Genomic DNA, 24,276 nt, shown 5'->3' on the forward strand with positions numbered 1-24,276 from the left:
GCCGCAATCGCGGCCTTTTTACTTTCTGCAAAGCAGAGGGATTATGCGTACACCGGGAAGCGCGCGCAGATATCCAGAACTTTACCTTTAACGCGCTCGATTACCGCTTCGTCATTGATATTGTCCAGAACGTCACACATCCAGCCAGCCAGCTCTTTCACTTCGGCTTCTTTAAAGCCACGGCGAGTCACAGCCGGAGAACCGATACGGATACCGGAGGTCACAAACGGGCTCTTCGGATCGTTTGGTACGCTGTTTTTGTTCACGGTGATGTTGGCGCGGCCCAGGGCTGCGTCAGCTTCTTTACCGGTCAGGTTTTTATCAACCAGATCCAGCAGGAACAGGTGGTTTTCAGTGCCGCCAGAAACCACTTTATAGCCACGGCTCAGGAACACTTCCACCATCGCTTTAGCGTTTTTAGCAACCTGCTGCTGATAAACCTTGAACTCAGGTTCCATCGCTTCTTTCAGCGCAACCGCTTTACCCGCGATGACGTGCATCAGTGGGCCACCCTGCGCGCTTGGGAACACAGCAGAGTTCAGTTTTTTGTACAGCTCTTCATCGCCGCCCTTCGCCAGGATCAGGCCGCCGCGCGGACCCGCCAGGGTTTTGTGGGTGGTGGTGGTCACGACGTGAGCGTGAGGAACCGGGTTCGGGTAAACGTCTGCGGCAATCAGACCGGCAACGTGCGCCATATCCACGAACAGATATGCACCGATGCTGTCAGCGATTTCACGCATTTTTGCCCAGTCAACCACGCCAGAGTATGCAGAGAAGCCACCGATGATCATCTTCGGTTTGTGGGTCTGAGCCAGCTTCGCCATCTCTTCGTAGTCAATTTTACCTGACTCATCAATACCATAAGGCACGATGTTGTACAGTTTGCCAGAGAAGTTAACCGGGGAACCGTGAGTCAGGTGACCGCCTTGCGCCAGGTTCATACCCAGAACGGTATCACCCGGTTGCAGCAGCGCGGTGTAAACCGCGAAGTTAGCCTGGGAGCCTGAGTGCGGCTGCACGTTAGCGTAGTCTGCACCAAACAGCGCTTTTGCGCGGTCGATAGCCAGTTGCTCAACGATATCAACGTATTCGCAACCGCCGTAGTAGCGCTTGCCCGGGTAACCTTCAGCATATTTGTTGGTCAGCTGAGAACCCTGCGCCTGCATAACGCGCGGGCTGGTGTAGTTCTCGGAGGCGATCAGTTCGATGTGCTCTTCCTGACGTACTTTTTCCTGCTCCATAGCCTGCCACAGTTCGGCATCATAATCGGCAATGTTCATTTCACGCTTTAACATCCGCATCTCCTGACTCAGCTAACAATAAAATTTTGGCCTGAAAAGGCAGTCCTGTTGGACGACGGGCAACAGTATAACTGATTAGTTCTGTGATAACAGGTCTTGACAAACGATTTTACGCAAACGTTTTCCTCCACGCCACGCAAGGGTTTGAGGAATAAAGCTCTAACTATTTTCAACGGATTTCTTTTCAGGTTTGTGATGCATATTTTTCACGATGCAAAGAACCATTTACAACGCAGGGGTACTTTCTATAAGATGCATTTAAAATACATCATTAAAGTAACATCTAAAGGACGCGCTCATGCTCGACGCTCAAACCATCGCTACTGTTAAGGCTACTATTCCCCTGCTGGTTGAAACCGGCCCTAAACTCACCGCCCATTTCTACGATCGTATGTTTACGCATAACCCGGAGCTCAAAGAGATTTTCAACATGAGCAACCAGCGTAACGGCGATCAGCGCGAAGCGTTGTTTAACGCTATCGCCGCATATGCCAGCAATATTGAAAACCTGGCGGCGCTGCTGCCTGCGGTAGAGAAAATTGCGCAGAAACATACCAGCTTCCAGATCAAGCCAGAGCAATACAACATCGTTGGCGGTCACCTGCTGGCAACGCTCGATGAGATGTTCAGCCCGGGTCAGGAAGTGCTGGACGCCTGGGGTAAAGCCTACGGCGTACTGGCAGGTGTCTTTATTAACCGCGAAGCGCAGATCTACAGCGAAAACGCCAGTAAAAATGGCGGCTGGGAAGGCACTCGCGCATTCCGTATTGTCGAAAAAATGCCACGCAGCGCACTGATTACCAGCTTCGAATTCGAACCTGTGGATGGCCAACCAGTGGCAGATTATCAGCCGGGTCAGTATCTGGGCGTGTGGCTGAAACCAGAAGGTTTCCCACACCAGGAGATCCGCCAGTACTCTCTGACTCGTAAGCCTGACGGTAAAGGCTACCGCATTGCCGTGAAACGCGAAGATGGCGGTCAGGTTTCCAGCTGGCTGCATAACAACGCCAGCGTGGGTGATGTGGTGCATCTGGCCGCGCCTGCGGGTGATTTCTTTATGGCCGTTGACGCCAATACCCCGGTTACGCTGATTTCCGCAGGTGTTGGTCAAACACCAATGCTGGCGATGCTGGATACGCTGGCGAAAGCGAGCCACAGCGCGCAGGTGAACTGGTTCCACGCCGCAGAAAATGGTGACGTTCATGCGTTTGCGGATGAAGTGAAAACGCTGGCGGCAGATCTGCCACGCTTTAGCGCGCACACCTGGTATCGCCTGCCAACTGAAGCCGATCGCGCGGCTGCTCGCTTCGACAGCGAAGGTTTGATTGATTTAAGCCAGCATGAAGGGGCGTTCAGCGCACCGGATATGCAGTTCTATGTGTGTGGCCCGGTGGCATTTATGCAGTATGCGGCGAAGCAGTTGGTTGAGCTGGGTGTGAATAAAGACAGCATTCATTATGAGTGCTTCGGCCCGCATAAGGTGCTGTAATCGCCCGGCGGCGCTGTATTTGCACGGGCCTGTGAGAGGTATTGCAGGCCGGGTAAGCGCAGCGCCACCCGGCAAGAAAATTAAATCGCCGCGTCGTCTTCTTCACCGGTACGGATACGGATCACGCGCGCCACGTCAAAGACGAAAATTTTACCGTCGCCAATTTTGCCCGTCTGCGCCGTGCGGATAATGGTATCCACACACGTATCCACGATGTCATCGCTCACCACGATTTCGATTTTCACTTTTGGCAGAAAGTCCACCATGTACTCCGCACCACGGTACAGTTCGGTGTGGCCTTTCTGGCGACCAAAACCTTTCACTTCTGTTACGGTCATCCCGGTGATGCCGACTTCAGCCAGCGCTTCACGTACATCATCCAGTTTGAAAGGTTTAATAATCGCATCAATCTTTTTCATGGTGGGTCCTTAAACTCTTGCCAGTAAGCTGCCTCGTAATCGGTTGCTCACAGTATCATATTCATTCGGTTTTTGCGGTACTACTCTTTAAAATCGTTTGCTTCCAGCTCGTGTCGCGACAGCAGTTTGTAGAATTCGGTGCGGTTACGCCCCGCCATTCGCGCCGCGTGGGTCACGTTGCCTTTGGTAATTTGCAGCAGCTTACGCAAATAGTTCAGCTCGAACTGGTTACGCGCTTCTGCAAAGGTCGGCAATGCCGTATTTTCCCCTTCAAGCGCCTGCTCCACCAGCGCATCGCTGATCACCGGCGACGAAGTGAGCGCCACACACTGCTCGATAACGTTGACCAACTGGCGCACGTTTCCCGGCCAGCTGGCGGTCATCAGGCGCTTCATGGCATCGGTAGAAAAAGCACGCACGAAGGGTTTATGACGATCGGCAGACTGGCGCAGTAAATGGTTAGCCAGCAGCGGAATATCTTCCGCACGTTCGGCAAGCGCGGGGATTTTCAGGTTCACGACGTTCAGACGGTAGTAAAGGTCTTCACGGAACTCGTTACGCGCCATCACTTTCGGCAAATCACGGTGCGTCGCTGAAATGATACGCACGTTGATGTCGATATCGCGGTTACTGCCGAGCGGGCGCACTTTACGCTCCTGCAACACGCGCAACAGTTTGACCTGTAACGGCGCAGGCATATCACCAATTTCGTCAAGAAATAGCGTGCCGCCTTCTGCGGCCTGGAACAGCCCTTCCCTGCTACTCACCGCACCGGTAAAGGCCCCGCGCGCATGACCAAACAGCTCAGACTCCAGCAGCTGTTCCGGCAGTGCGCCACAGTTAATGGCGATAAAAGCGTTTTTACTGCGCGGGCTGGCATTGTGGATGGCCTGCGCCAGGATCTCTTTCCCGGTTCCGCTCTGGCCATTAATCAGCACGCTGACGTCAGACTGCGCCACCATCCGTGCCTGTTCGAGCAGGCGTAACATAACGGGGCTGCGGGTCACGATAGATTCCCGCCATGCTTCATCACCAGAAGGTGCGGAGTGTTCAAGCGCGCTGTCGATGGCTTTATAAAGCGCGTCTTTATCGACGGGTTTGGTCAGAAAACTGAATACGCCCTGCTGCGTGGCAGCGACCGCATCGGGGATAGAGCCGTGAGCGGTGAGGATGATAACTGGCATCCCTGGCTGCTGCTTCTGGATCTCCGCAAACAGCTGCATCCCGTCCATCTCGTCCATGCGCAAATCGCTAATCACCAGGTCTATCTTTTCGCGACTGAGCACTTTCAGCCCTTCCTGCCCGCTTTCGGCGGTGACCACGCTATAGCCTTCGCTGACCAGACGCATTCCCAGCAGTTTTAACAATCCAGGGTCGTCGTCCACCAGCAAGAGATGGGCAGGTTTGCGGCTTGTCATGGCTTCACATCCTCTTGTTTCTGCGTGTCGCTATCCTGATCTTGCGAGGTGGATGGTGAACTCCCCTTTGATCCATCCGGCAGATAGTTGCTCGCCGGTTTACGCGTCGAAAGCTGTCTTTCTATATCGGTCAGGTTTTCAAGTTTGCGCGTGGTGGTATCAAGCTGGGCGCGTAAGTAATCCTGCTGCTGGCGAAGCGTATCAAGTTCAGCATCGCTGGACTGCTGCAATTTGCTGTAGCGAGAGCGCTCCTCGGCCAGCTGAAGTTGCTGTACCTGCCCGTCCCGCCAGAGCTGATACACCGGGCGCACCTGCGCCGGAATGCTTGCCGCCAGCCCGTCCAGGCGTGAGGTATTTGCACGACGTTCAACAGGTGTAATTTTGGCATCAGCCAGTAAAATGGCGCGTTTAAACGCGTCCTGCCAGGTGTCATCGTCCCACATCGCCGCCCGCGCTCGCGCGGTTGTCGGCGCAAGGCGCTGCGAGCAATCTATGCCACGCAACCAGAACAGCGGGTTTGCTTCAACGTCATGCCCCGATAAATTCCAGATATCGTCGCATCCCGTTGTCAGAAAATCGGCCAGCTGATTCTCTGGCCATCTGGCATCCTGTTTATCATTGATGGCACTCGTTGGTGCATGGGAAACGCAGCCAGCCAGCAGAAGACATGGCAGACCCAGGCGTAATTTTTTGCTGGAAAACACCGCGCGCACTGCGCGGAAAAAGACGTGTGACATACTCACCAGACATAGATTCATTGTATTGATTTTTCCGGCCCAAGAGGCAGTCCGATACGAAAGCACACATCCGAGCGTTCGTCACTGGCGATATTGAGCTCACCCTGCATTCGCCGTATGCAGTCGCGGGCAATACTCAACCCCAGACCACTTCCTTTAACCGCACCTTTTCGCTGATGACTCCCCTGGAAGAAGGGTTCGAAAATCATCGCTTTTTCGTCATCAGGGATTGGGGTTCCCGTATTAGCTACGTCAATAAACACGCGCGAGCCATTGGTATAACTACGGATATAAATGTTACCGGATTCAGTACCATAGTGCACCGCATTGGAATAAAGATTATCCAGTACGCTCATTAACAACATCGGCTCTGCAAAACAGACTGACTCACCAAGTTCCACGTTGGTATGCATCATTTTAGCTCTTGCTGGCAGGCTATGTGCGGAGATAACCATATCTACCAGCGGCGCTATCGCGACTTTTTCCAGAACCACTGCGCCATCAGCCAGTTTGCGGTTGTAATCCAGCAGTTGCTCGATGAGCTTTTGCAAATTACGGCTGCTGGCATCCAGGATTTCGACAATCTCTTTTTGTTCGACGGTTAATGGCCCTGCCACTTCGTCAGCCAGCAACTCTGTGCCTTCACGCATACTGGCGAGCGGCGTTTTCAGCTCATGAGAGATATGGCGTAAAAATTGATGACGCTGAGATTCGAGCCATGCCAGACGCTCGGAGAGCCAGATGATCCGTTGCCCGACCGAGCGTAATTCACGCGGTCCCTTAAAAGCGACCGTATCACCCAGCGATTTCCCCTCGCCAAGGCGATTGATCATCCGCTGGATCCCTTTCACCGGGCCGATGATCATGCGGGTAAACAGCAATACCAGCCCCAGGCTGACCAAAAACAGCACCAGCGCCTGCCATCCAAAGAACTGACCTCGTTCGGCAATCTCTTGTTGCAGCTGCTGCCCACGGGAATAAATCACCGTTCGTGTCGCCTGAACCATGTCCGTGTTGGCGCTGGCAAAGGCCTCAAGGCGCGCGGCGGCAGAAGCTGCCGGGCCACTGTTGTGACACTGAAGCTGAGCCAGATCGTTAAGATCCTGACGCAGCGCCTGATACAGTTTGTCGTCAGGCAGGACACCTGCATGGGCATCCAGCATTTCGCTGTAGCGCTTACGCTGATTTTGATACACCTTTTCCAGTGTGCGATCGTCCAGAACGCAGTACTGACGATAGCTACGCTCCATCTCCAGCGCAGCATTCGTCATCGCTTCACTGCGTCTTGCATCAATCAGAGTAGTACGGTTGGTTAACGCAGCCTGAGCACTTAGTGCATTCAGGCTTTGCCATGCCTGCCACGCCAGCACCAGCAGAGGCAGCAGGATCAGCAAAAACGCCATCATCACGAGTTGTCGTAAGGAACGAGGGAAAACAGGCCAGCGTTTCAACACATTACTCTCTTCATGTTGGTTTCAGGAGAGCGTAACTGAGTCTGCCCTTCAGATACAACAAAGCCGGGTAAAAACCCGGCTTTGTTATGGAATGAGGCGGTGCCTAACTCGACGTTACGCCCTGGCCTGATAAGCAATGCTTTTATCAGTAGTTGGACGGCAGGCACCTTTTTGTGCGTCATTCGAAGTTTATGTAGCACGTCCCGAAGGGGCTGACATAAGAGGGTGAATGAGCCACTGGTTATTATTATGCAACAGCCGTGCCATAATGCAAAACAATTATTTATCTATATGATACTTAACGATTTTCAAGGTTAAATATATTAATTGGTTGTTGAATGATTTTCACCCTAAGTGTCGCTAAATAGCAACACGTTATCAGAAACTCAGCCAGCCTTAGATAAATCAATAACTTAAATGTCGCCATTTGGCGACATTACAAATAGCGGATTGTCGCGGTTTTGCGACAGGCATAAAAAAGCCCGGTCGCAAATCGCTGACCGGGCTTTTAAGGGCAATCGTTAATGATTAGCCAAGCTGTTTACGCGCATTGCGGAAAATACGCATCCACGGGCTGTCTTCACCCCAGTTTTCCGGGTGCCACGAGTTGCTCACCGTGCGGAATACGCGTTCCGGGTGCGGCATCATGATGGTCACACGGCCGTTTTCCGTGGTGACAGCGGTGATACCGTTCGCTGAGCCGTTCGGGTTAGCCGGATAGGTTTGCGTGACTTTGCCGAAGTTATCGACGAAGCGCAGTGCCACCAGACCTTTGCTTTCCAGCTCGGCAAGGTGTGCCGCGTTACGCACTTCGATTTGTCCTTCACCGTGAGAAACCGCAATTGGCATCTGCGAGCCCACCATTCCCTGCAACAGCAGAGACGGGCTTTGCGTGACTTCTACCAGGCTGAAACGCGCTTCGAATCGGTCGGACTGGTTACGCACAAAGCGCGGCCAGGCTTCGCTACCCGGGATCAGTTCACGCAGGTTAGACATCATCTGGCAGCCGTTACACACACCCAGCGCCAGCGTCTGCGGACGGTGGAAGAAGGTTTCGAATTCGTCACGCACACGATTGTTGAACAGAATGGATTTCGCCCAGCCTTCACCCGCGCCCAGCACGTCACCGTAAGAGAAGCCGCCGCACGCGACCAGCGCCTGGAAATCTTCCAGACCGGTACGTCCTGCCAGCAGGTCACTCATGTGCACGTCGATGGCATCAAAGCCTGCACGGTGGAAGGCTGCCGCCATCTCAACGTGGGAGTTAACACCCTGCTCACGCAGTACGGCCACTTTCGGACGCGCACCCGTTGCGATGTACGGTGCGGCGATGTCTTCGTTGATGTCGAAGGAGAGCTTCACGTTCAGGCCAGGATCGTTGTCGTTGGCTTTCGCGTCGTGTTCCTGATCGGCACATTCCGGGTTGTCACGCAGGCGCTGCATCTGCCAGGTGGTTTCTGCCCACCACATGCGCAGGGTAGTGCGGCTTTCGCTGAACACCGCGTGGCCATCAGCTTCAATCACGAAGCGGTCGCCCTGCACGGCTTTACCCAGATAGTGCACGCAGTCGGCCAGGCCGTGCTGTGCAAGTACGGCTTCAACGGCGTCGCGATCCGCGGCACGAACCTGAATGACCGCGCCCAGCTCTTCGTTGAACAGCGCTGCCAGTCGGTCTTCACCCAGCGTGGCAATGTTTGCTTCCACGCCGCAGTGACCGGTAAAGGCCATTTCTGCCAGGGTAACCAGCAGGCCGCCGTCTGAACGGTCGTGGTAGGCCAGCAGTTTGCGCTGAGCGACCAGCGCCTGAATGGCGTCGTAGAAACCTTTTAACTGCGCCACGTCGCGTACATCGGCAGGTTTGTCACCAAGCTGACGGTAAACCTGTGCCAGCGCGGTTGCGCCAAGCGCGTTGTGGCCTTTACCCAGGTCAATCAGCAGCAGGGCGTTGTCTTCGGTCGCCAGCTGCGGGGTGATGGTATGACGCACATCTTCCACGCGGGCAAATGCAGTGATAACCAGCGACAGCGGAGAGGTCATCTCGCGCTGCTCGTTGCCTTCCTGCCAGCGGGTTTTCATCGACATGGAATCTTTACCCACCGGAATGGTCAGGCCGAGCGCAGGACACAGCTCTTCACCTACCGCTTTCACCGCTTCATACAGACCCGCATCTTCACCCGGGTGGCCAGCAGCAGCCATCCAGTTAGCAGACAATTTGATACGCTTGATGTCGCCAATCTGGGTTGCCGCGATGTTGGTCAGCGCTTCACCCACCGCCAGACGGGCAGATGCTGCGAAGTCCAGCAGCGCCACCGGCGTACGTTCACCCAGCGCCATTGCTTCACCGTAGTAGCTGTCGAGGCTCGCGGTAGTCACGGCGCAGTTCGCCACCGGGATCTGCCACGGACCAACCATCTGATCGCGCGACACCATACCGGTTACGGTACGGTCGCCGATGGTAACCAGGAAGGTTTTCTCTGCCACAGCCGGCAGGTGCAGAACGCGGTTTACCGCTTCGGCAACGGTAATATCCTGACGATCCAGCGCTTTGCCTGCCGCTTTACGGGTCTGCACGTCGCGAGTCATCTTCGGCGTTTTGCCGAGCAGCACGTCCAGCGGCAGATCGATTGGCTGATTGTCGAAGTGAGTGTCGCTTAATGAGAGGTGCTGCTCTTCGGTAGCTTCACCGATAACGGCATAAGGTGCACGCTCGCGGCGGCACAGCTCGTCAAACAGTGGCAGCTGGTCGGCGGCAACCGCCAGCACGTAGCGTTCCTGGGATTCGTTACACCAGATTTCCAGTGGGCTCATGCCTGGCTCATCGCTCAGGATGTCACGCAGGTTAAAGCGGCCGCCACGACCACCGTCGCTTACCAGCTCTGGCATGGCGTTAGAAAGACCGCCCGCACCCACGTCATGAATAAAGAGGATTGGGTTAGCATCGCCAAGCTGCCAGCAGCGATCGATCACTTCCTGGCAACGACGTTCCATTTCCGGGTTGTCGCGTTGTACAGAAGCGAAGTCGAGATCTGCATCAGACTGACCGGATGCCATTGAAGAGGCCGCACCGCCGCCCAGGCCGATGTTCATTGCCGGGCCACCCAGTACGATCAGCTTCGCACCGACGACGATCTCACCTTTCTGCACGTGATCGGCACGAATATTACCGATGCCGCCGGCCAGCATGATCGGTTTGTGGTAGCCACGCAGCTCTTCGCCGTTGTGGCTGTCCACTTTCTCTTCGTAGGTACGGAAGTAACCGTTCAGTGCCGGACGACCAAATTCGTTGTTGAATGCTGCGCCGCCCAGCGGGCCTTCGGTCATGATATCCAGCGCGGTCACAATGCGCTCTGGCTTACCGAAATCTTCTTCCCACGGCTGTTCAAAGCCCGGGATACGCAGGTTGGAAACAGAGAAGCCCACCAGACCGGCTTTCGGTTTTGCACCACGTCCGGTTGCGCCTTCATCGCGGATTTCACCGCCAGAGCCGGTTGCCGCACCCGGCCACGGAGAGATCGCCGTCGGGTGGTTGTGGGTTTCAACTTTCATCAGGATATGCGCAGGCTCCTGGTGGAAGTCATAGCGCCCTGCTTCGCGATCGGCAAAGAAGCGGCCCACCTCGGAACCTTCCATCACCGCGGCGTTGTCTTTATAGGCAGACAGCACGTGGTCAGGGGTTTGTTCCATGGTGTTTTTGATCATTTTGAACAGCGACTTCGGCTGTTGTTCGCCGTCGATGACCCAGTCGGCGTTGAAGATTTTGTGGCGGCAGTGCTCGGAGTTAGCCTGCGCGAACATGTAGAGTTCGATGTCGTTCGGGTTACGGTTCAGCTTAACGAACGCGTCCTGCAGGTAATCAATCTCATCTTCTGCCAGTGCCAGGCCGAGACGCAGGTTGGCGTCAATCAGCGCCTGACGGCCCTGCCCCAGCAGGTCTACGCTCTGAACGGGTGCAGGCTGATGGTGAGAGAAGAGCTTCTGCGCGTCGTCCAGAGAGGTAAACACACTCTCCATCATGCGATCGTGCAGTTCAGCGGAAACGGCCTGCCATTGTTCGGCCGTCAGCGTAGAGGCTTCCACATAGTACGCCACACCGCGTTCCAGACGGTTAATCTGGTTCAGGCCGCAGTTGTGGGCAATGTCGGTGGCTTTGGAAGACCAGGGGGAGATGGTTCCAGGGCGAGGCGTAGCCAGGATTAATTTGCCGGTTGGCGTATGGCTGCTCAGACTTGGGCCATACTTGAGCAGGCGTTCCAGCTGTACTCGCTCCTCTGCATTCAGGGGTGCATTCAGGTCAGCAAAATGGACATACTCAGCGTAAATATTGCTTACCGGAAGGTCGGCTGCCTGAAAACGTGCCAGCAGTTTGTTGATACGGAAGGCAGACAGTGCAGGCGAACCACGCAGAATTTCCATCATAAGTCTCTCGTCTTCGAAGCGCCGGGGCGCTTACAGTGTGCGCAAGGGGGAAAACGGGCGTCATTATAGAGAATCCTGAGCGCCGACGAAACCGTTTGCGTCGAAATAAAATCTTCGGAGACATTTAACAATAGATGTGACCTGTCTCTCTAATTTGTTGCCAACTGGCGTAAGTTTGCGCAAAATGCCGCACATTCAATGACAAACCTTATTCTTAACATGGCTACAGCACACTGAGGCATCCGGCGTCGCAGAGAATTAACTAATTGAAAAAATTAAAGATTAATTATCTGCTCATCGGCATAGTTACCTTGCTGCTGGCAGTGGCCCTCTGGCCTTCTATCCCCTGGTTCGGCAAAGCCGAAAACCGTATCGCCGCGATCAAAGAGCGGGGAGAGTTGCGCGTCAGTACCCTGAGCTCCCCGCTGATTTACGGCGACATCAACGGTAAAACCATTGGCCTGGATTATGAACTGGCCCAGCAGTTCGCCGATTACCTCGGCGTGAAGCTCAAAATTACCGTTCGCCAGAATATCAGCCAGCTGTTCGATGACCTGGATAACGACGATGCCGATATTCTGGCCGCCGGGCTGGTGTATAACAGTGAACGCAGCAAGAACTATCAACCCGGACCAACCTACTATTCGGTTTCGCAGCAGCTGGTTTACCGCGTTGGAAACCCGCGCCCGCGTTCGCTTGCGACTATTAATGAGCAGCAGCTCGCTATCGCCCCGGGCCATGTGGTGATTGACGATCTGCGCACACTCAAAGAAAAGAAATACCCGGACCTCAGCTGGACGGTAGATCCAAAGCTTGGCACCACCGCGCTGCTGGAGCAGGTTAAGGACAAAAAGCTGGCATACACCATTGCTGACTCCGTGGCCATCAGCCTTTTCCAGCGCGTACATCCGGAAATCGCCGTGGCGCTTGATGTGACCGATGAACAGCCTGTCACCTGGTTTAGCCAGTTGGATGACGACCAAACCCTGTCCGCTGCGATGCTCGATTTCTTTAATTCGATCAATGAAGACGGGACCCTGGCTCGTCTGGAAGAGAAGTATCTGGGTCACGGTGAAGACTTTGATTACGTCGATACCCGTAGTTTTCTGCGTGCGGTAGATAGCGTGCTGCCGGACCTGCAACCCTTATTCGAGAAGTACGCCCAGGAGATTGACTGGCGGCTGCTGGCGGCGATTTCTTATCAGGAATCCCACTGGGACACTCAGGCCACCTCCCCGACGGGCGTGCGTGGTTTAATGATGCTAACCAAAAATACCGCGCAGAGCCTTGGCATTAGCGACCGGACCGATGCGGAACAGAGCATCAGCGGTGGTGCGCAGTATTTGCAGGATATGATGACTAAAGTGCCTGAGACGGTGCCGGAAGAAGAACGTATCTGGTTTGCGCTGGCGGCCTATAACATGGGCTACGCGCATATGCTTGATGCGCGCGCGCTGACGGCAAAAACAAAAGGCAACCCCGATAGCTGGTCAGATGTAAAACAGCGGCTGCCTTTACTGAGCCAAAAACCCTGGTACAACAAGCTGACCTATGGTTACGCGCGTGGGCATGAGGCTTACGCCTATGTGGAAAATATCCGTAAGTACCAGATTAGCCTGGTAGGTTATCTGCTTGAAAAAGAAAAAGAAGCAGTAGAAGCGAAACAGCTGGCGCAGAGCTATCCGGTGGTATTACCGAACGAAGTTAATCGTCCGACGGCTTCAATTCTGCCTTTTGTTGCTTTTTCTGCTGCCGGCGCATTCGAAAGAAGTCACTTAGTAGCCCCGAACACTCTGGTGCAAGCACCCCGCCGATAGTCTTGACCTGATGATTCATGCCCGGATGGCCAAGCACATCCATCAGTGAACCTGCCGCACCGGTTTTTTCATCCCGTGCGCCAAAGACCAGCGTGCCAATACGGCTGTGCACCATTGCCCCTGAGCACATAACACAGGGCTCAAGGGTGACATACAGTGTGGTATCCAGCAGACGGTAGTTTTGCAGCACCAGCCCACCCTGACGTAACGCCATGATTTCAGCATGAGCCGTGGGATCGTGGCGGCCAATAGGACGGTTCCACCCTTCTCCAATCACCTGGTTGTTATGAACAAGAACCGCACCCACGGGCACTTCGCCCTCTTCCCAGGCGCGTTGGGCCAGCGTCAGCGCGTGGCGCATCCAGTATTCATGATTGTGTTCGGGATTGGACAACGGTAGATACTCCAGTCTAAAGCGGGCGGCATTATACACACCCCTTCCGGATAAGACTATTCGAGTTGCTGAAGTTCACCAGCCGGGGTGACGCGCCAGCGGTGCTGGCAGAAATAGAGCAGCGGGTTATCCTGCTTGCTGTCGCTATAGCCGCTGTAGAGGCGAAGCGGCGTGCCGATCCGCTTTTCTAACTGCGCCACCTTCTCGTGCCCCAGGCAGCGTATTGTCAGCACCCAGCCGCCGTAACCGCGGGCAATTTGAGTGGCGATAAGATTGACCCGTGGTAGCCAGGGTGTGTCGACGTAAACCTGTTCCACCAGCGACTGCGGGGAGCCGGTAATCAGCCAGATATCCGCATCATTTTCAGCGAGGTAATTGGTCAGCCTTTCTTGTACAACCGGAAACGCGGTCACATGACCGCGAAACCAGTGGGCAAAATCCTGTTCGAGCTGTTTCAGCCGTGCTTCACGGTGGCCGAATGTGCAGCCCCACAACAACAGGCTCATCGGCCAGCGAGCGGCACGCCCCTTGATCAGCAATCCCAGGCCAACAACCGGTAAGAGTGGCAGTACGAGCAATGCATTCAGTGGCTGACGCCGTAGCAGGTAACGCATAAACGTACCAAACATATCCTGCTGATGCAGCGTTCCGTCCAGGTCAAAAAAGACAACGCGACGCTCGTGATTAGCCAAACCTTACTCCTCTGGATCGTTGAATCCTAACAGCCAGGTAAACAAGAACCCGGCGATCACCGCTACCAGATAGCCTAACAGATAGAGCATGACTTTTCCGGTCACGATGGTTAACGCCAGCGGCAAACCGGAAATGCCAAAGGTGATCACCGTTGCCACTTTCCAGTAGCTGATGAGCGCGCCCCCTACTGCACCACCCAGACATGCCCCGAGGAAAGGCTTCCCAAGCGGTAGGGTTACACCAAAGATCAGCGGCTCGCCAATGCCCAGTAATCCGACCGGCAGCGCCCCTTTAATCACCTTCTTCAGACGTGTATTGCGGGTCTTCATTAGCACCGCAATGGCCGCGCCGACCTGCCCGACGCCCGCCATCGACAGGATCGGCAGCAAAGCGTTATAACCATGCGCCTGAACCAGCTCAACATGGATGGGCACCAGTCCCTGATGCAAACCGGTTAACACCAGCGGCAGGAAGGTCCCCGACAATATTGCGCCCACCAGTAAACCACCCCGGTCGATAGCCAAAGAGGCGCCGTGGGCGATGGCCTCTGAGATCCAGCCACCGAGCGGTTGCAGCGCAACAATCGCCACGCTGCCAGTAATTAAGGTGGTGAGCAGTGGATTGAGGATAAGTTCAATCGAGCCTGGCAGCAGGGTGCGCAACTTTTTCTCAATCCAGCACATCAGGATGACCACCAGCAGCACGGCGATAACGCCGCCGCGCCCGGGCTGGAGCGCCTCGCCAAACAGGGTAATCTGCGCCAGCTGCGGACTGGAGAGGATCCCGGCCATTACGCCACCCATTGCCAGCGAGCCACCAAATACTTTTGCGGTATTGACCCCCACCAGAATATTCATGATAGCGAAGACGGCGCTGCCGAAAATGCCCAGAATACCCAGTAAGTTTGGATAGTGGGTGGCAAAGTCCCCCACGATGTCCGGGCGCTTGAGGATATTGATGATCCCGGTAATCAAGCCAGAGGCAATAAAGGCCGGAATAAGTGGAATAAAGACGTTTGCCAGCTGTCGCAGCGCATCGCTCATTGGGGCTTTGTATTTTGCCTTTGCCTGCGCTTTGGTGCGTTCAGCATCGTCAAACGAGGCTGTTGCTTCCCCCCCCATCAGCGCACGCATGGCATCCACCACCTGTGCGGCTTTACCCGGGCCGACAATCAGCTGGTGCTGTTGCCCCTGTTTGACGTATCCGCTCACCCCGGAAAGCTGCTTCAGGCGTGGCAGGTCAAGCTGCCCGTCGTCATGCACCTCGACACGCACACGCGTCATGCAGTTTTCCAGACGCTGTATATTTTTCTCCCCGCCAATCCCTTGCAAAATACCGCTGGCGAGCGCTGCCGTTTTTTCCATACACGCCTCTTTTTTAGTTTTCTAAAGCCGCCCGTAAAAACCCATGATGCGTATCGAGTTTTGCTCTCGCAGCGGTTGCATCCAGCCCGCTTAAGATCATCAAAATGGCGGGTTTCACATCGTAATCCGTCTGTCTGAGGACGGATTCCGCCTCTTCGCGGGTTGCGCCTGTGGCTTCCACCACCATCCGGCAGGCCCGGTCTATAAGCTTGATATTGGTGGCTTTCATATCCACCATCAGGTTTTGGTATACCTTGCCAAACTTCACCATCGCGCCGGTTGAAATCATGTTGAGTACCAGCTTTTGTGCCGTGCCGGATTTCAGACGCGTAGAGCCGGTAAGCGCCTCAGGCCCGACGACCGGGGAAATGGCAATGGCAGCAACCTGTGCAATCGGTGAGCCCGGATTACACGAGATAGCGACCGTGGTGCAGCCAGTCTGGTTAGCATATTCCAGCCCGCCAATGACATACGGCGTGCGCCCGGAAGCCGCCAGCCCGACAACCAGATCCCGCTCATTCAGGTTCAGCGCTTTCAGGTCATCTCCCCCGAGCTGTTTGTTGTCTTCCGCACCCTCTACGGCTTTCAGAAGCGCGCCGGGGCCACCTGCGATGAGCCCAATAACCAACCCATGTGGTACGCCAAACGTCGGGGGACATTCAGAGGCATCGAGTACGCCAAGACGCCCGCTGGTTCCCGCCCCCATGTAGATGATGCGACCACCTGCTTTCAGAGCAGTAGCCGCCGCGTCGACAGCTTTTGCCACTTCGGGTAATGTCTCTTTCACTGCCTGCGCGACCAGCGTATCCTGTTGATTAAAACGGCTAACCAGCTCCAGCGTGGAGAGAGCATCCAGATCCATGGTTTGCGGATTGCGCGTTTCAGAAACAAGTAAGCCAAGATTCATCTTTTGTACCTCAGGAATTTTTAATTCATAATAATCACACTATAATGGAATATAAAATTCATTCAGGCGAGCAAATTTCTTTATTTGCAGCAGCAATCACATTTTCGCCAGGAGAACGTATGAACTGTTTAATTCGCATCCGCCAGCGTTACGCGGGTTTTGCCCAGAGCGACAAAAAACTGGCGGATTTCCTGCTTACGCAGCCCGACCACGCCCGCCATCTCAGTTCTCAGCAGCTGGCAAGCGAAGCCGGAGTGAGCCAGTCCAGCGTGGTGAAATTTGCCCAGAAGATTGGCTTTAAAGGTTTTCCGGCGTTAAAACTGGCCATCAGTGAAGCGCTGGTGAGTAACCCCAACCCGCAGTCTATGCCGGTTCACAACCAGATCCGCGGTGATGACCCGATGCGTCTTGTCGGTGAAAAACTGATCAAAGAGAATGTGGCGGCAATGCACGCCACGCTCGACGTCAACACTGAAGAGAAATTGCTGGAAAGCGTGGCGATGTTGCGTACCGCGCGGCGGATCATTTTGACCGGGATTGGCGCATCGGGTCTGGTGGCGCGTAACTTTGGGTGGAAGCTCACCAAAATCGGTTACAACGGCATTGTCGAGCTTGATATGCACGCCCTGCTTGCCACCGTGCAGGCGATGGAGCCTGACGACCTGCTGGTGGCTATCTCCTATTCCGGCGAGCGCCGCGAGATCAACATGGCCACCGATGAGACCCTGCGCGTGGGCGGTAAAGTACTGGCGATCACCGGTTTTACCCCTAATGCCCTGCAACAACGGGCAACGCGCTGTTTGTATACCATTGCGGAAGAGCAGGCTACGCGTAGCGCGGCTATCTCATCCACCAGCGCCCAGATGATGCTGACGGATCTTCTTTTTATGGCACTGGTTCAGCAGGATCTGGAGCACGCTCCGGAACGTATTCGGCACAGTGAGGAGCTGGTAAAAAAATTGGTTTGAACAGGGAATGCGCATATAATGCCCGCCCTGTTTGTGTTGTTTCTGAGAATTTCCTGATGGCGCTGTTAATCACCAAAAAATGCATCAATTGCGATATGTGCGAACCCGAATGCCCAAACGAGGCGATTTCGATGGGTGACAGCATTTATGAGATTAACAGCGACCGCTGCACGGAATGTATCGGCCACTACGAAACACCGACCTGCCAGAAAGTGTGCCCAATCCCCAATACGATCCTCAAAGATCCGGCACACGTTGAAAGCGAAGAACAGCTGTGGGATAAGTTTGTGCTGATGCACCACGCGGACAAACTTTAAGGGCCTGTCTCTAACTTTCGATAATTACCGTCGCACTGGCGTAGTGACGTTCATCCGCGATTGTCACGTGCATATGCGCCACGCCGAGTTTCTCGGCCAGCTTCTGTGCTTCGCCCCATAAACGCAGACGCGGTTTGCCCAGTTCATCGTTAAACACTTCAAACTGATTAAACGCCAGACCGTTGCGAATTCCCGTACCAAAGGCTTTGGCGGCCGCTTCTTTCACTGCAAAACGCTTTGCCAGAAAACGCACCGGCTGCTGGTGTGCTTCCCAGATGGCCCATTCGTTATCGCTTAACACGCGTCGAGCAAGGCGATCGCCACTACGGGCGATCACCGCTTCAATGCGGGCTATTTCGACGATATCCGTCCCTAAGCCCAGAATGGCCATTACTTGCGCGCTTCCAGCATCAGGCGTTTCATCTCAGATACCGCCTCTTTCAGACCGCTCATCACCGCACGGCCAATAATGGCGTGACCGATGTTCAGCTCATGCATTTCTGGCAATGCTGCGATGGCTTTGACGTTGTGATAAGTCAGGCCATGACCCGCGTTAACTTTAAGACCCAGACCTGCCGCATAGGTGGCAGCTTTGGCGATGCGCTCCAGCTCTTTAGCCTGAGTGGCATCGTCTTCGGCATCTGCATAGCAGCCGGTGTGGATTTCGATGTATGGCGCACCCACGTCAGCAGCGGCTTTAATCTGGTCGAAATCGGCGTCGATAAACAGCGAAACCAGAATCCCCGCGTCCGCCAGGCGCTTGCAGGCATCACGCATTTTGTCGAACTGACCTGCCACATCCAGCCCACCTTCAGTGGTCACTTCCTGACGTTTTTCCGGCACCAGGCAGCAGAAATGCGGTTTGGTGTCGCAGGCAATGGTCAGCATCTCTTCCGTAACAGCCATTTCCAGATTCATGCGGGTATCCAGCGTCTGACGCAGAATGCGTACGTCACGGTCGGTGATGTGGCGGCGGTCTTCACGCAGGTGAACGGTAATGCCGTCAGCGCCAGCCTGCTCAGCGATAAATGCCGCCTGAACCGGATCAGGATAAGCCGTGCCGCGCGCATTACGCAGCGTGGCAATGTGATCAATGTTGACGCCTAACAGTAATTCAGCCATGACAATCCTCGGTTTTCTTGTGTTTCTACGATCTAACGTTTCGGCATAAACTGCCTGAATAATTCGCGGCTCTTTAAGGGCTTGCCACCAAGATACGGCTTGAGTGCAATTCGGGTAAAGCGTTTTGCCGCGCGCAGGGTATCAGCATCAGGGAACTCGCGTTCATACAGCGCCCTGAGCTGCCGCCCGGTAAATGTACTGTTATCAATCACGATACTGGCGATAAAGCCCTTTTCCTCGCGATAGCGGTAGGTCATCGTGTCATCTACCTGCTCGCCGCTGCCTGCACAGTGCAGAAAATCCACGCCGTAGCCAAGATGCCCCAACAGCGCCAGTTCGAAACGGCGTAGTGCCGGTTCCGGCGTGCCAGTTGCGCCAGCAAGCGCCTGAATACAGTGCAGATAATCAAAGAAAAGTTCAGAGAAGCGGGTCTCATGTTCAAGAACGCGCGAGACGAGTTCATTGACATAAAGACCGCTGTAAAGCGTGATACCAGAAAGGGGGAGCGCCAGAGAGACGGCTTCAGCGCTGCGCAGGGTTTTCACTTCCCCTCGCCCACCAAAACGCACCAGCAGCGGAGTGAAAGGCTGTAATGCGCCTTTCAGATTAGAACGTTTGGAACGTGCGCCTTTAGCAACAAGACGCACGCGACCCGACTCTTCCGTGAAGACGTCCAGCATAAGGCTGGTTTCGCTCCAGGGACGACTATGCAGGACGAAGGCACGTTGCCATCCTTCCATCATACTCGTCGTCTTTGGTTATTGGTCTTCGCCGTAACCGAGGCTGCGCAGAGCACGCTCATCATCGGCCCAGCCAGATTTCACTTTCACCCACAGTTCCAGGTGAACCGGTGCTTCAAACATGTCCATCATGTCTTTACGGGCTTCAATACCGATGGTTTTGATCTTGGCACCTTTGTTACCAATCACCATCTTCTTCTGCCCTTCACGCTCAACGAGGATCAGGCCGTTGATGTCATAGCCACCGCGCTCATTACTCTGGAAACGTTCAATCTCAACGGTAACAGAATACGGCAGTTCCGCACCCAGGAAACGCATCAGCTTTTCACGGATGATTTCAGACGCCATAAAGCGCTGAGAGCGGTCTGTGACGTACTCTTCCGGGAAGTGATGAATCGCTTCTGGCAGATGCTTACGCACGATGCCGGCGATGGTATCGACGTTCAGACCGGTCTCTGCAGACAGCGGTACGATGTCGAGGAAATTCATCTGGCTACCCAGCCATTGCAGATGCGGTAGCAGGTCAGCTTTTTCCTGTACGTTGTCCACTTTGTTGACTGCCAGAATAACCGGCGTTTTGCCATCGCGCAGTTTGTTCAACACCATTTCGTCATCCGGCGTCCAGCGAGTGCCTTCCACAACGAAAATCACCAGCTCAACATCGCCAATCGAGCTGCTCGCGGCTTTGTTCATCAGGCGGTTGATGGCACGCTTCTCTTCCATGTGCAGGCCCGGGGTATCGACGTAAATCGCCTGATACGCGCCTTCAGTATGGATACCGACGATGCGGTGACGCGTGGTCTGCGCCTTACGAGAGGTGATAGAAATCTTCTGCCCAAGCAGATTATTCAACAGGGTGGATTTACCAACGTTCGGACGTCCGACGATGGCAATAAATCCGCAATAGGTTTTTTCTTCGCTCATTCCAGCTCCAGCATTTTTAACGCCTGTTCGGCGGCAGCCTGTTCAGCCTTGCGTCGGCTAGAACCTGTGCCAACCACCGGTTCACTCAGGCCACTGACCTGGCAATGGATGGTAAATTCCTGATCGTGCGCTTCGCCACGCACCTGCACCACCAGATAGGATGGCAGCGGGAGATGACGGCCCTGCAAATATTCCTGCAAGCGCGTTTTCGGATCTTTTTGTTTATCGCCCGGACTGATTTCGTCCAGACGTGTCTGATACCAGTTCAGGATCAGCTTTTCTACGGTCTGGATATCGCTGTCCAAGAAAACGCCACCGATTAATGCTTCGACCGTATCAGCGAGAATAGATTCACGGCGGAAACCACCGCTTTTCAACTCACCCGGCCCAAGACGCAGACATTCACCCAGTTCAAATTCGCGGGCGATTTCCGCGAGGGTGTTACCCCGTACCAGCGTGGCGCGCATCCGGCTCATATCACCTTCGTCCACACGCGGGAAACGGTGATAAAGCGCATTGGCGATCACATAACTTAAAATAGAGTCGCCAAGAAACTCAAGACGCTCGTTATGTTTGCTGCTGGCACTGCGATGGGTTAATGCCTGTTGCAACAACTCCTGATGATGAAAAGTGTAGCCCAGCTTCCGTTGAAGCCGATTAATTACGATGGGGTTCATGCGATACCAATAAATGAATGCGTCAAAAATGCAGCACACGAAACCGACCTGAGAAAACCAACGCGGTTTCGTGTGCCGTGGCACCCTTACAGGGCCAACCTTAAACTTCGGGGGAATATTCTATACACAACGACAGGGGATGTCGTTAGTTCGAAGAGATTTATCGCTTAAATAATTCACGTAGCCACTAATTCAAGTGGCTACGCGTTCAATTATTGAGAATTAATGGATCCCACCGATACGACTCAGGCGCACGCCAGTAGGCCATTCGCCTTCCTGCTTCTCAAAACTCATCCAGATAGCCGTCGCTTTACCCACCAGATTGGCTTCCGGTACAAAGCCCCAATAACGGCTGTCCGCTGAGTTATCGCGGTTGTCACCCATCATGAAGTAGTGTCCAGGAGGAACAATCCAGCTTGCCAGCTGCTGACCAGGTTGTTTGTAGTACATACCCAACTGATCCTGCGCAATCGGCACGGTCAGAATACGGTGTGTAACATCACCCAGCGTCTCTTTGCGCTCAACCAGACGAATGCCGTTATCTTTGCTTTCACCTTTCGGAACCTGGAAGAAACCGCTGGTCGCTTCACCGCCGTTACGGCGGGCAAAGGTCTGCACAAAATCGCTCGGCTCAACGTTTGAGTAAGTGATTGGCAGCGCGTTTTCACACGCCGTACCGGAGCTGCAACCTGGCTGTACGGTCACTTCTTTCGCCACCGGATCGTAAGAGACCCGGTCACCCGGCAGGCCTACCGCACGCTTGATGTAATCAAGACGCGGGTCTTCCGGATATTTAAAGACAACGATATCGCCGCGTTTCGGATGACCCGTTTCGATCAGCGTTTTCTGGTAGATAGGATCTTTAATGCCATAGGCAAACTTCTCTACCAGAATAAAATCACCGATCAACAGTGTTGGCATCATTGAACCAGACGGGATCTGGAAAGGTTCGTAAATGAACGAACGGACAACCAGAACAATCGCCAGCACCGGGAACACCGATGCACCAGTTTCCAGCCAGCCCGGTTTCGGGCCAACTTTCTTCAGGGTCTTCGCATCGAGCCCGTCGCCAGTAGTTGCCTGCGCGACAGCCTGACGTTCACGACGTTTTGGGGCGAAAATAAACTTATCCAGACACCACAACAGACCTGTCACCAGGGTAGCAATGACCAGGATCAGGGCAAACATGTTCGCCATGCCAACTCCTTAAGGGTTATTTGCCGTCTTTACCAACGTGAAGAATGGCAAGGAATGCTTCCTGCGGCAGCTCAACGTTACCGACCTGCTTCATACGTTTCTTACCGTCTTTCTGTTTCTGGAGCAGCTTTTTCTTACGGCTGACGTCACCGCCATAGCATTTAGCCAGAACGTTTTTACGCAGCTGTTTCACGGTAGAACGCGCGATAATATGGTTACCGATCGCGGCCTGGATCGCGATGTCGAATTGCTGACGCGGGATCAGCTCTTTCATCTTCTCAACCAGCTCACGGCCACGGTATGGCGCGTTGTCGTTGTGGGTGATCAGCGCCAGCGCATCAACACGTTCGCTGTTGATCAACACGTCCACACGTACCATGTTGGATGTCTGGAAGCGTTTGAAGTTGTAATCCAGCGACGCATAGCCGCGAGAGGTAGACTTCAGACGGTCGAAGAAGTCGAGCACCACTTCTGCCATCGGGATTTCGTAGGTCAGCGCAACCTGGTTACCGTGGTAAACCATGTTGGTCTGCACGCCACGCTTCTCGATACACAGGGTGATAACGTTGCCGAGGAACTCCTGCGGCAGCAGCATGTGACACTCTGCGATAGGTTCGCGCAGTTCATAAATATTGTTCAACGGCGGCAGCTTGGACGGGCTATCGACGTAAATCACTTCTTTCGACGTGGTTTCGACTTCATACACTACAGTCGGCGCCGTGGTGATCAGATCCAGATCGTATTCACGCTCCAGACGTTCCTGAATGATCTCCATGTGCAGCAGGCCGAGGAAGCCACAGCGGAAGCCGAAGCCCAGCGCTGTTGAGCTTTCTGGCTCATAGAACAGGGAAGCATCGTTAAGGCTCAGCTTGCCAAGCGCATCACGGAAGTTTTCGTAATCATCAGAGCTGACAGGGAACAGACCCGCGTATACCTGCGGTTTCACTTTTTTGAAGCCAGGCAGCGCTTTATCCGCCGGATTACGTGCCAGCGTCAGCGTATCGCCTACTGGCGCGCCGAGGATGTCTTTAATTGCACACACCAGCCAGCCTACCTCGCCGCATTTAAGCTCGGTACGGTCAACCTGTTTTGGCGTGAAGATACCCAGACGGTCAGCGTTATAGACCTGCCCGGTACTCATCACCTTAATTTTGTCACCTTTACGCATGGTGCCGTTTTTAATACGGACCAGTGACACAACGCCCAGGTAGTTATCAAACCAGGAGTCGATGATAAGCGCCTGTAATGGTGCATCCGGGTCACCTTCTGGCGCAGGAATATCACGCACCAGACGTTCCAGCACATCCGGGACACCCACGCCGGTTTTCGCCGAGCAGCGCACTGCATCGGTGGCATCGATACCGACGATGTCTTCAATCTCTTCGGCTACGCGCTCAGGATCGGCGGCAGGCAGGTCGATTTTGTTCAGAACCGGCACCACTTCGAGATCCATTTCCATCGCGGTGTAGCAGTTTGCCAGAGTCTGAGCTTCTACGCCCTGCCCGGCATCCACCACCAGCAGCGCGCCTTCACAGGCCGCCAGCGAGCGAGAAACTTCATAGGAGAAGTCAACGTGGCCCGGGGTGTCGATAAAGTTCAGTTGGTAGATTTCGCCATCAGCAGCCTTGTAATCGAGCGTTACACTCTGTGCTTTGATGGTAATACCACGTTCGCGTTCCAGGTCCATGGAGTCCAGAACCTGGGCTTCCATTTCACGATCAGACAGGCCACCGCAAATCTGGATAATACGGTCAGACAGCGTCGACTTACCGTGGTCAATGTGAGCAATGATCGAAAAGTTACGTATGTTCTTCATATAGTTAAATAATTATGCCTTACGAATTCCTGGAGGCCGCTGTTCTTAGCCTGACGTTTTTCAGTGCGAAAACGCAGCATTCTACACTACATCTCCGTAACCTGGA

Annotated in this window: 21 protein-coding genes and 1 pseudogene; 5 read left to right on the forward strand and 17 right to left on the reverse strand. The window is 54.3% G+C overall.

Features of this window, described 5'->3' with window-relative positions:
- Positions 1-41: 41 nt before the first annotated feature.
- A complete protein-coding gene (glyA, locus tag ACS603_RS17590; protein ID WP_182062080.1) occupies positions 42-1,295 on the reverse strand; it encodes a serine hydroxymethyltransferase in 1,254 nt (417 codons plus the stop codon).
- A gap of 304 nt (positions 1,296-1,599) precedes the next feature.
- Between glyA and hmpA the strand changes: the two genes are divergently transcribed.
- Positions 1,600-2,790 (forward strand): NO-inducible flavohemoprotein, encoded by a 1,191-nt coding sequence (hmpA, locus tag ACS603_RS17595; RefSeq protein ID WP_474944647.1) that lies wholly within the window; start codon positions 1,600-1,602, stop codon positions 2,788-2,790.
- 80 nt (positions 2,791-2,870) lie between these two features.
- Here hmpA and glnB read toward each other — a convergent pair whose 3' ends face one another.
- The 5 genes from glnB to purL form a co-directional block, all read right to left on the reverse strand.
- Positions 2,871-3,209, reverse strand: a complete 339-nt coding sequence (gene glnB / locus ACS603_RS17600; protein WP_003860685.1) for a nitrogen regulatory protein P-II — start codon at positions 3,207-3,209, stop codon at positions 2,871-2,873.
- Between the two features lie 80 nt (positions 3,210-3,289).
- Positions 3,290-4,627, reverse strand: coding sequence for a two-component system response regulator GlrR (gene glrR, locus ACS603_RS17605; protein ID WP_182062082.1), 1,338 nt, complete (start codon positions 4,625-4,627; stop codon positions 3,290-3,292).
- A complete protein-coding gene (gene qseG, locus ACS603_RS17610; protein ID WP_315686490.1) occupies positions 4,624-5,385 on the reverse strand; it encodes a two-component system QseEF-associated lipoprotein QseG in 762 nt (253 codons plus the stop codon). Before qseG ends, glrR begins: the two co-directional genes overlap by 4 nt.
- Entirely contained in the window at positions 5,382-6,815 is a 1,434-nt protein-coding gene (qseE, locus tag ACS603_RS17615) for a two component system sensor histidine kinase QseE/GlrK (RefSeq protein WP_474944650.1), read from the reverse strand. The genes qseG and qseE overlap by 4 nt, the downstream gene beginning before the upstream one ends.
- 531 nt (positions 6,816-7,346) lie before the next feature.
- On the reverse strand, positions 7,347-11,234 hold the full coding sequence (purL, locus tag ACS603_RS17620; RefSeq protein WP_315686492.1) for a phosphoribosylformylglycinamidine synthase: 3,888 nt from the start codon (positions 11,232-11,234) through the stop codon (positions 7,347-7,349).
- A 35-nt stretch (positions 11,235-11,269) separates the two neighbouring features.
- Between purL and ACS603_RS17625 the strand changes: the two are divergent.
- Together ACS603_RS17625 and mltF are read left to right on the forward strand one after the other, a co-directional pair.
- A pseudogene (locus ACS603_RS17625) lies at positions 11,270-11,347 on the forward strand (hypothetical protein); the annotation flags it as partial.
- Positions 11,348-11,500: 153 nt separating this feature from the next.
- The gene (gene mltF, locus ACS603_RS17630; protein ID WP_182062085.1) at positions 11,501-13,051 is read left to right on the forward strand and encodes a membrane-bound lytic murein transglycosylase MltF; all 1,551 of its coding nucleotides are present in this window, start codon (positions 11,501-11,503) and stop codon (positions 13,049-13,051) included.
- On the opposite strand, the gene tadA is transcribed toward mltF, so the two are convergent.
- From tadA to murQ, 4 genes are read right to left on the reverse strand one after another with little or no spacing between them, the layout of a single operon-like run.
- Entirely contained in the window at positions 12,939-13,445 is a 507-nt protein-coding gene (gene tadA / locus ACS603_RS17635; RefSeq protein WP_041162105.1) for a tRNA adenosine(34) deaminase TadA, read from the reverse strand. The genes mltF and tadA overlap by 113 nt on opposite strands.
- A 56-nt stretch (positions 13,446-13,501) precedes the next feature.
- Entirely contained in the window at positions 13,502-14,137 is a 636-nt protein-coding gene (gene yfhb / locus ACS603_RS17640; protein WP_315686494.1) for a phosphatidylglycerophosphatase C, read from the reverse strand.
- 3 nt (positions 14,138-14,140) lie between these two features.
- On the reverse strand, positions 14,141-15,502 hold the full coding sequence (locus ACS603_RS17645) for a PTS transporter subunit EIIC (protein WP_446493747.1): 1,362 nt from the start codon (positions 15,500-15,502) through the stop codon (positions 14,141-14,143).
- Positions 15,503-15,515: 13 nt separating this feature from the next.
- Positions 15,516-16,409, reverse strand: a complete 894-nt coding sequence (gene murQ, locus ACS603_RS17650; protein WP_474944648.1) for an N-acetylmuramic acid 6-phosphate etherase — start codon at positions 16,407-16,409, stop codon at positions 15,516-15,518.
- Between the two features lie 119 nt (positions 16,410-16,528).
- On the opposite strand from murQ, the gene ACS603_RS17655 reads away from it, so the two are divergent.
- Both ACS603_RS17655 and ACS603_RS17660 read left to right on the forward strand, forming a co-directional pair.
- Positions 16,529-17,377, forward strand: coding sequence for a MurR/RpiR family transcriptional regulator (locus tag ACS603_RS17655; RefSeq protein WP_182062089.1), 849 nt, complete (start codon positions 16,529-16,531; stop codon positions 17,375-17,377).
- A gap of 56 nt (positions 17,378-17,433) precedes the next feature.
- Complete coding sequence (locus ACS603_RS17660) at positions 17,434-17,694, forward strand: YfhL family 4Fe-4S dicluster ferredoxin (protein WP_014071370.1); 261 nt, start codon at positions 17,434-17,436, stop codon at positions 17,692-17,694.
- A 10-nt stretch (positions 17,695-17,704) separates the two neighbouring features.
- Here the strand turns inward: ACS603_RS17660 and acpS are convergent, their stop codons facing one another.
- From acpS to lepA, 7 genes are all read right to left on the reverse strand, one after another.
- The gene (acpS, locus tag ACS603_RS17665; RefSeq protein ID WP_166716663.1) at positions 17,705-18,085 is read right to left on the reverse strand and encodes a holo-ACP synthase; all 381 of its coding nucleotides are present in this window, start codon (positions 18,083-18,085) and stop codon (positions 17,705-17,707) included.
- Positions 18,085-18,816 (reverse strand): pyridoxine 5'-phosphate synthase, encoded by a 732-nt coding sequence (pdxJ, locus tag ACS603_RS17670; protein WP_014071372.1) that lies wholly within the window; start codon positions 18,814-18,816, stop codon positions 18,085-18,087. Before pdxJ ends, acpS begins: the two co-directional genes overlap by 1 nt.
- A 32-nt stretch (positions 18,817-18,848) precedes the next feature.
- A complete protein-coding gene (gene recO / locus ACS603_RS17675) occupies positions 18,849-19,556 on the reverse strand; it encodes a DNA repair protein RecO (RefSeq protein ID WP_182063447.1) in 708 nt (235 codons plus the stop codon).
- 18 nt (positions 19,557-19,574) lie between these two features.
- Positions 19,575-20,480 carry a GTPase Era gene (gene era, locus ACS603_RS17680; RefSeq protein ID WP_014071375.1) on the reverse strand — a complete coding sequence of 302 codons (906 nt, stop codon included), beginning with the start codon at positions 20,478-20,480 and terminating at the stop codon, positions 19,575-19,577.
- On the reverse strand, positions 20,477-21,157 hold the full coding sequence (gene rnc / locus ACS603_RS17685) for a ribonuclease III (protein ID WP_182062090.1): 681 nt from the start codon (positions 21,155-21,157) through the stop codon (positions 20,477-20,479). Before rnc ends, era begins: the two co-directional genes overlap by 4 nt.
- A 222-nt stretch (positions 21,158-21,379) precedes the next feature.
- On the reverse strand, positions 21,380-22,354 hold the full coding sequence (gene lepB, locus ACS603_RS17690; RefSeq protein WP_182062091.1) for a signal peptidase I: 975 nt from the start codon (positions 22,352-22,354) through the stop codon (positions 21,380-21,382).
- A gap of 16 nt (positions 22,355-22,370) precedes the next feature.
- Complete coding sequence (gene lepA / locus ACS603_RS17695) at positions 22,371-24,170, reverse strand: translation elongation factor 4 (protein ID WP_182062092.1); 1,800 nt, start codon at positions 24,168-24,170, stop codon at positions 22,371-22,373.
- Positions 24,171-24,276: the final 106 nt, after the last annotated feature.

The sequence above is a fragment of the Enterobacter sp. Li2LvB3 genome, from assembly GCF_056156645.1.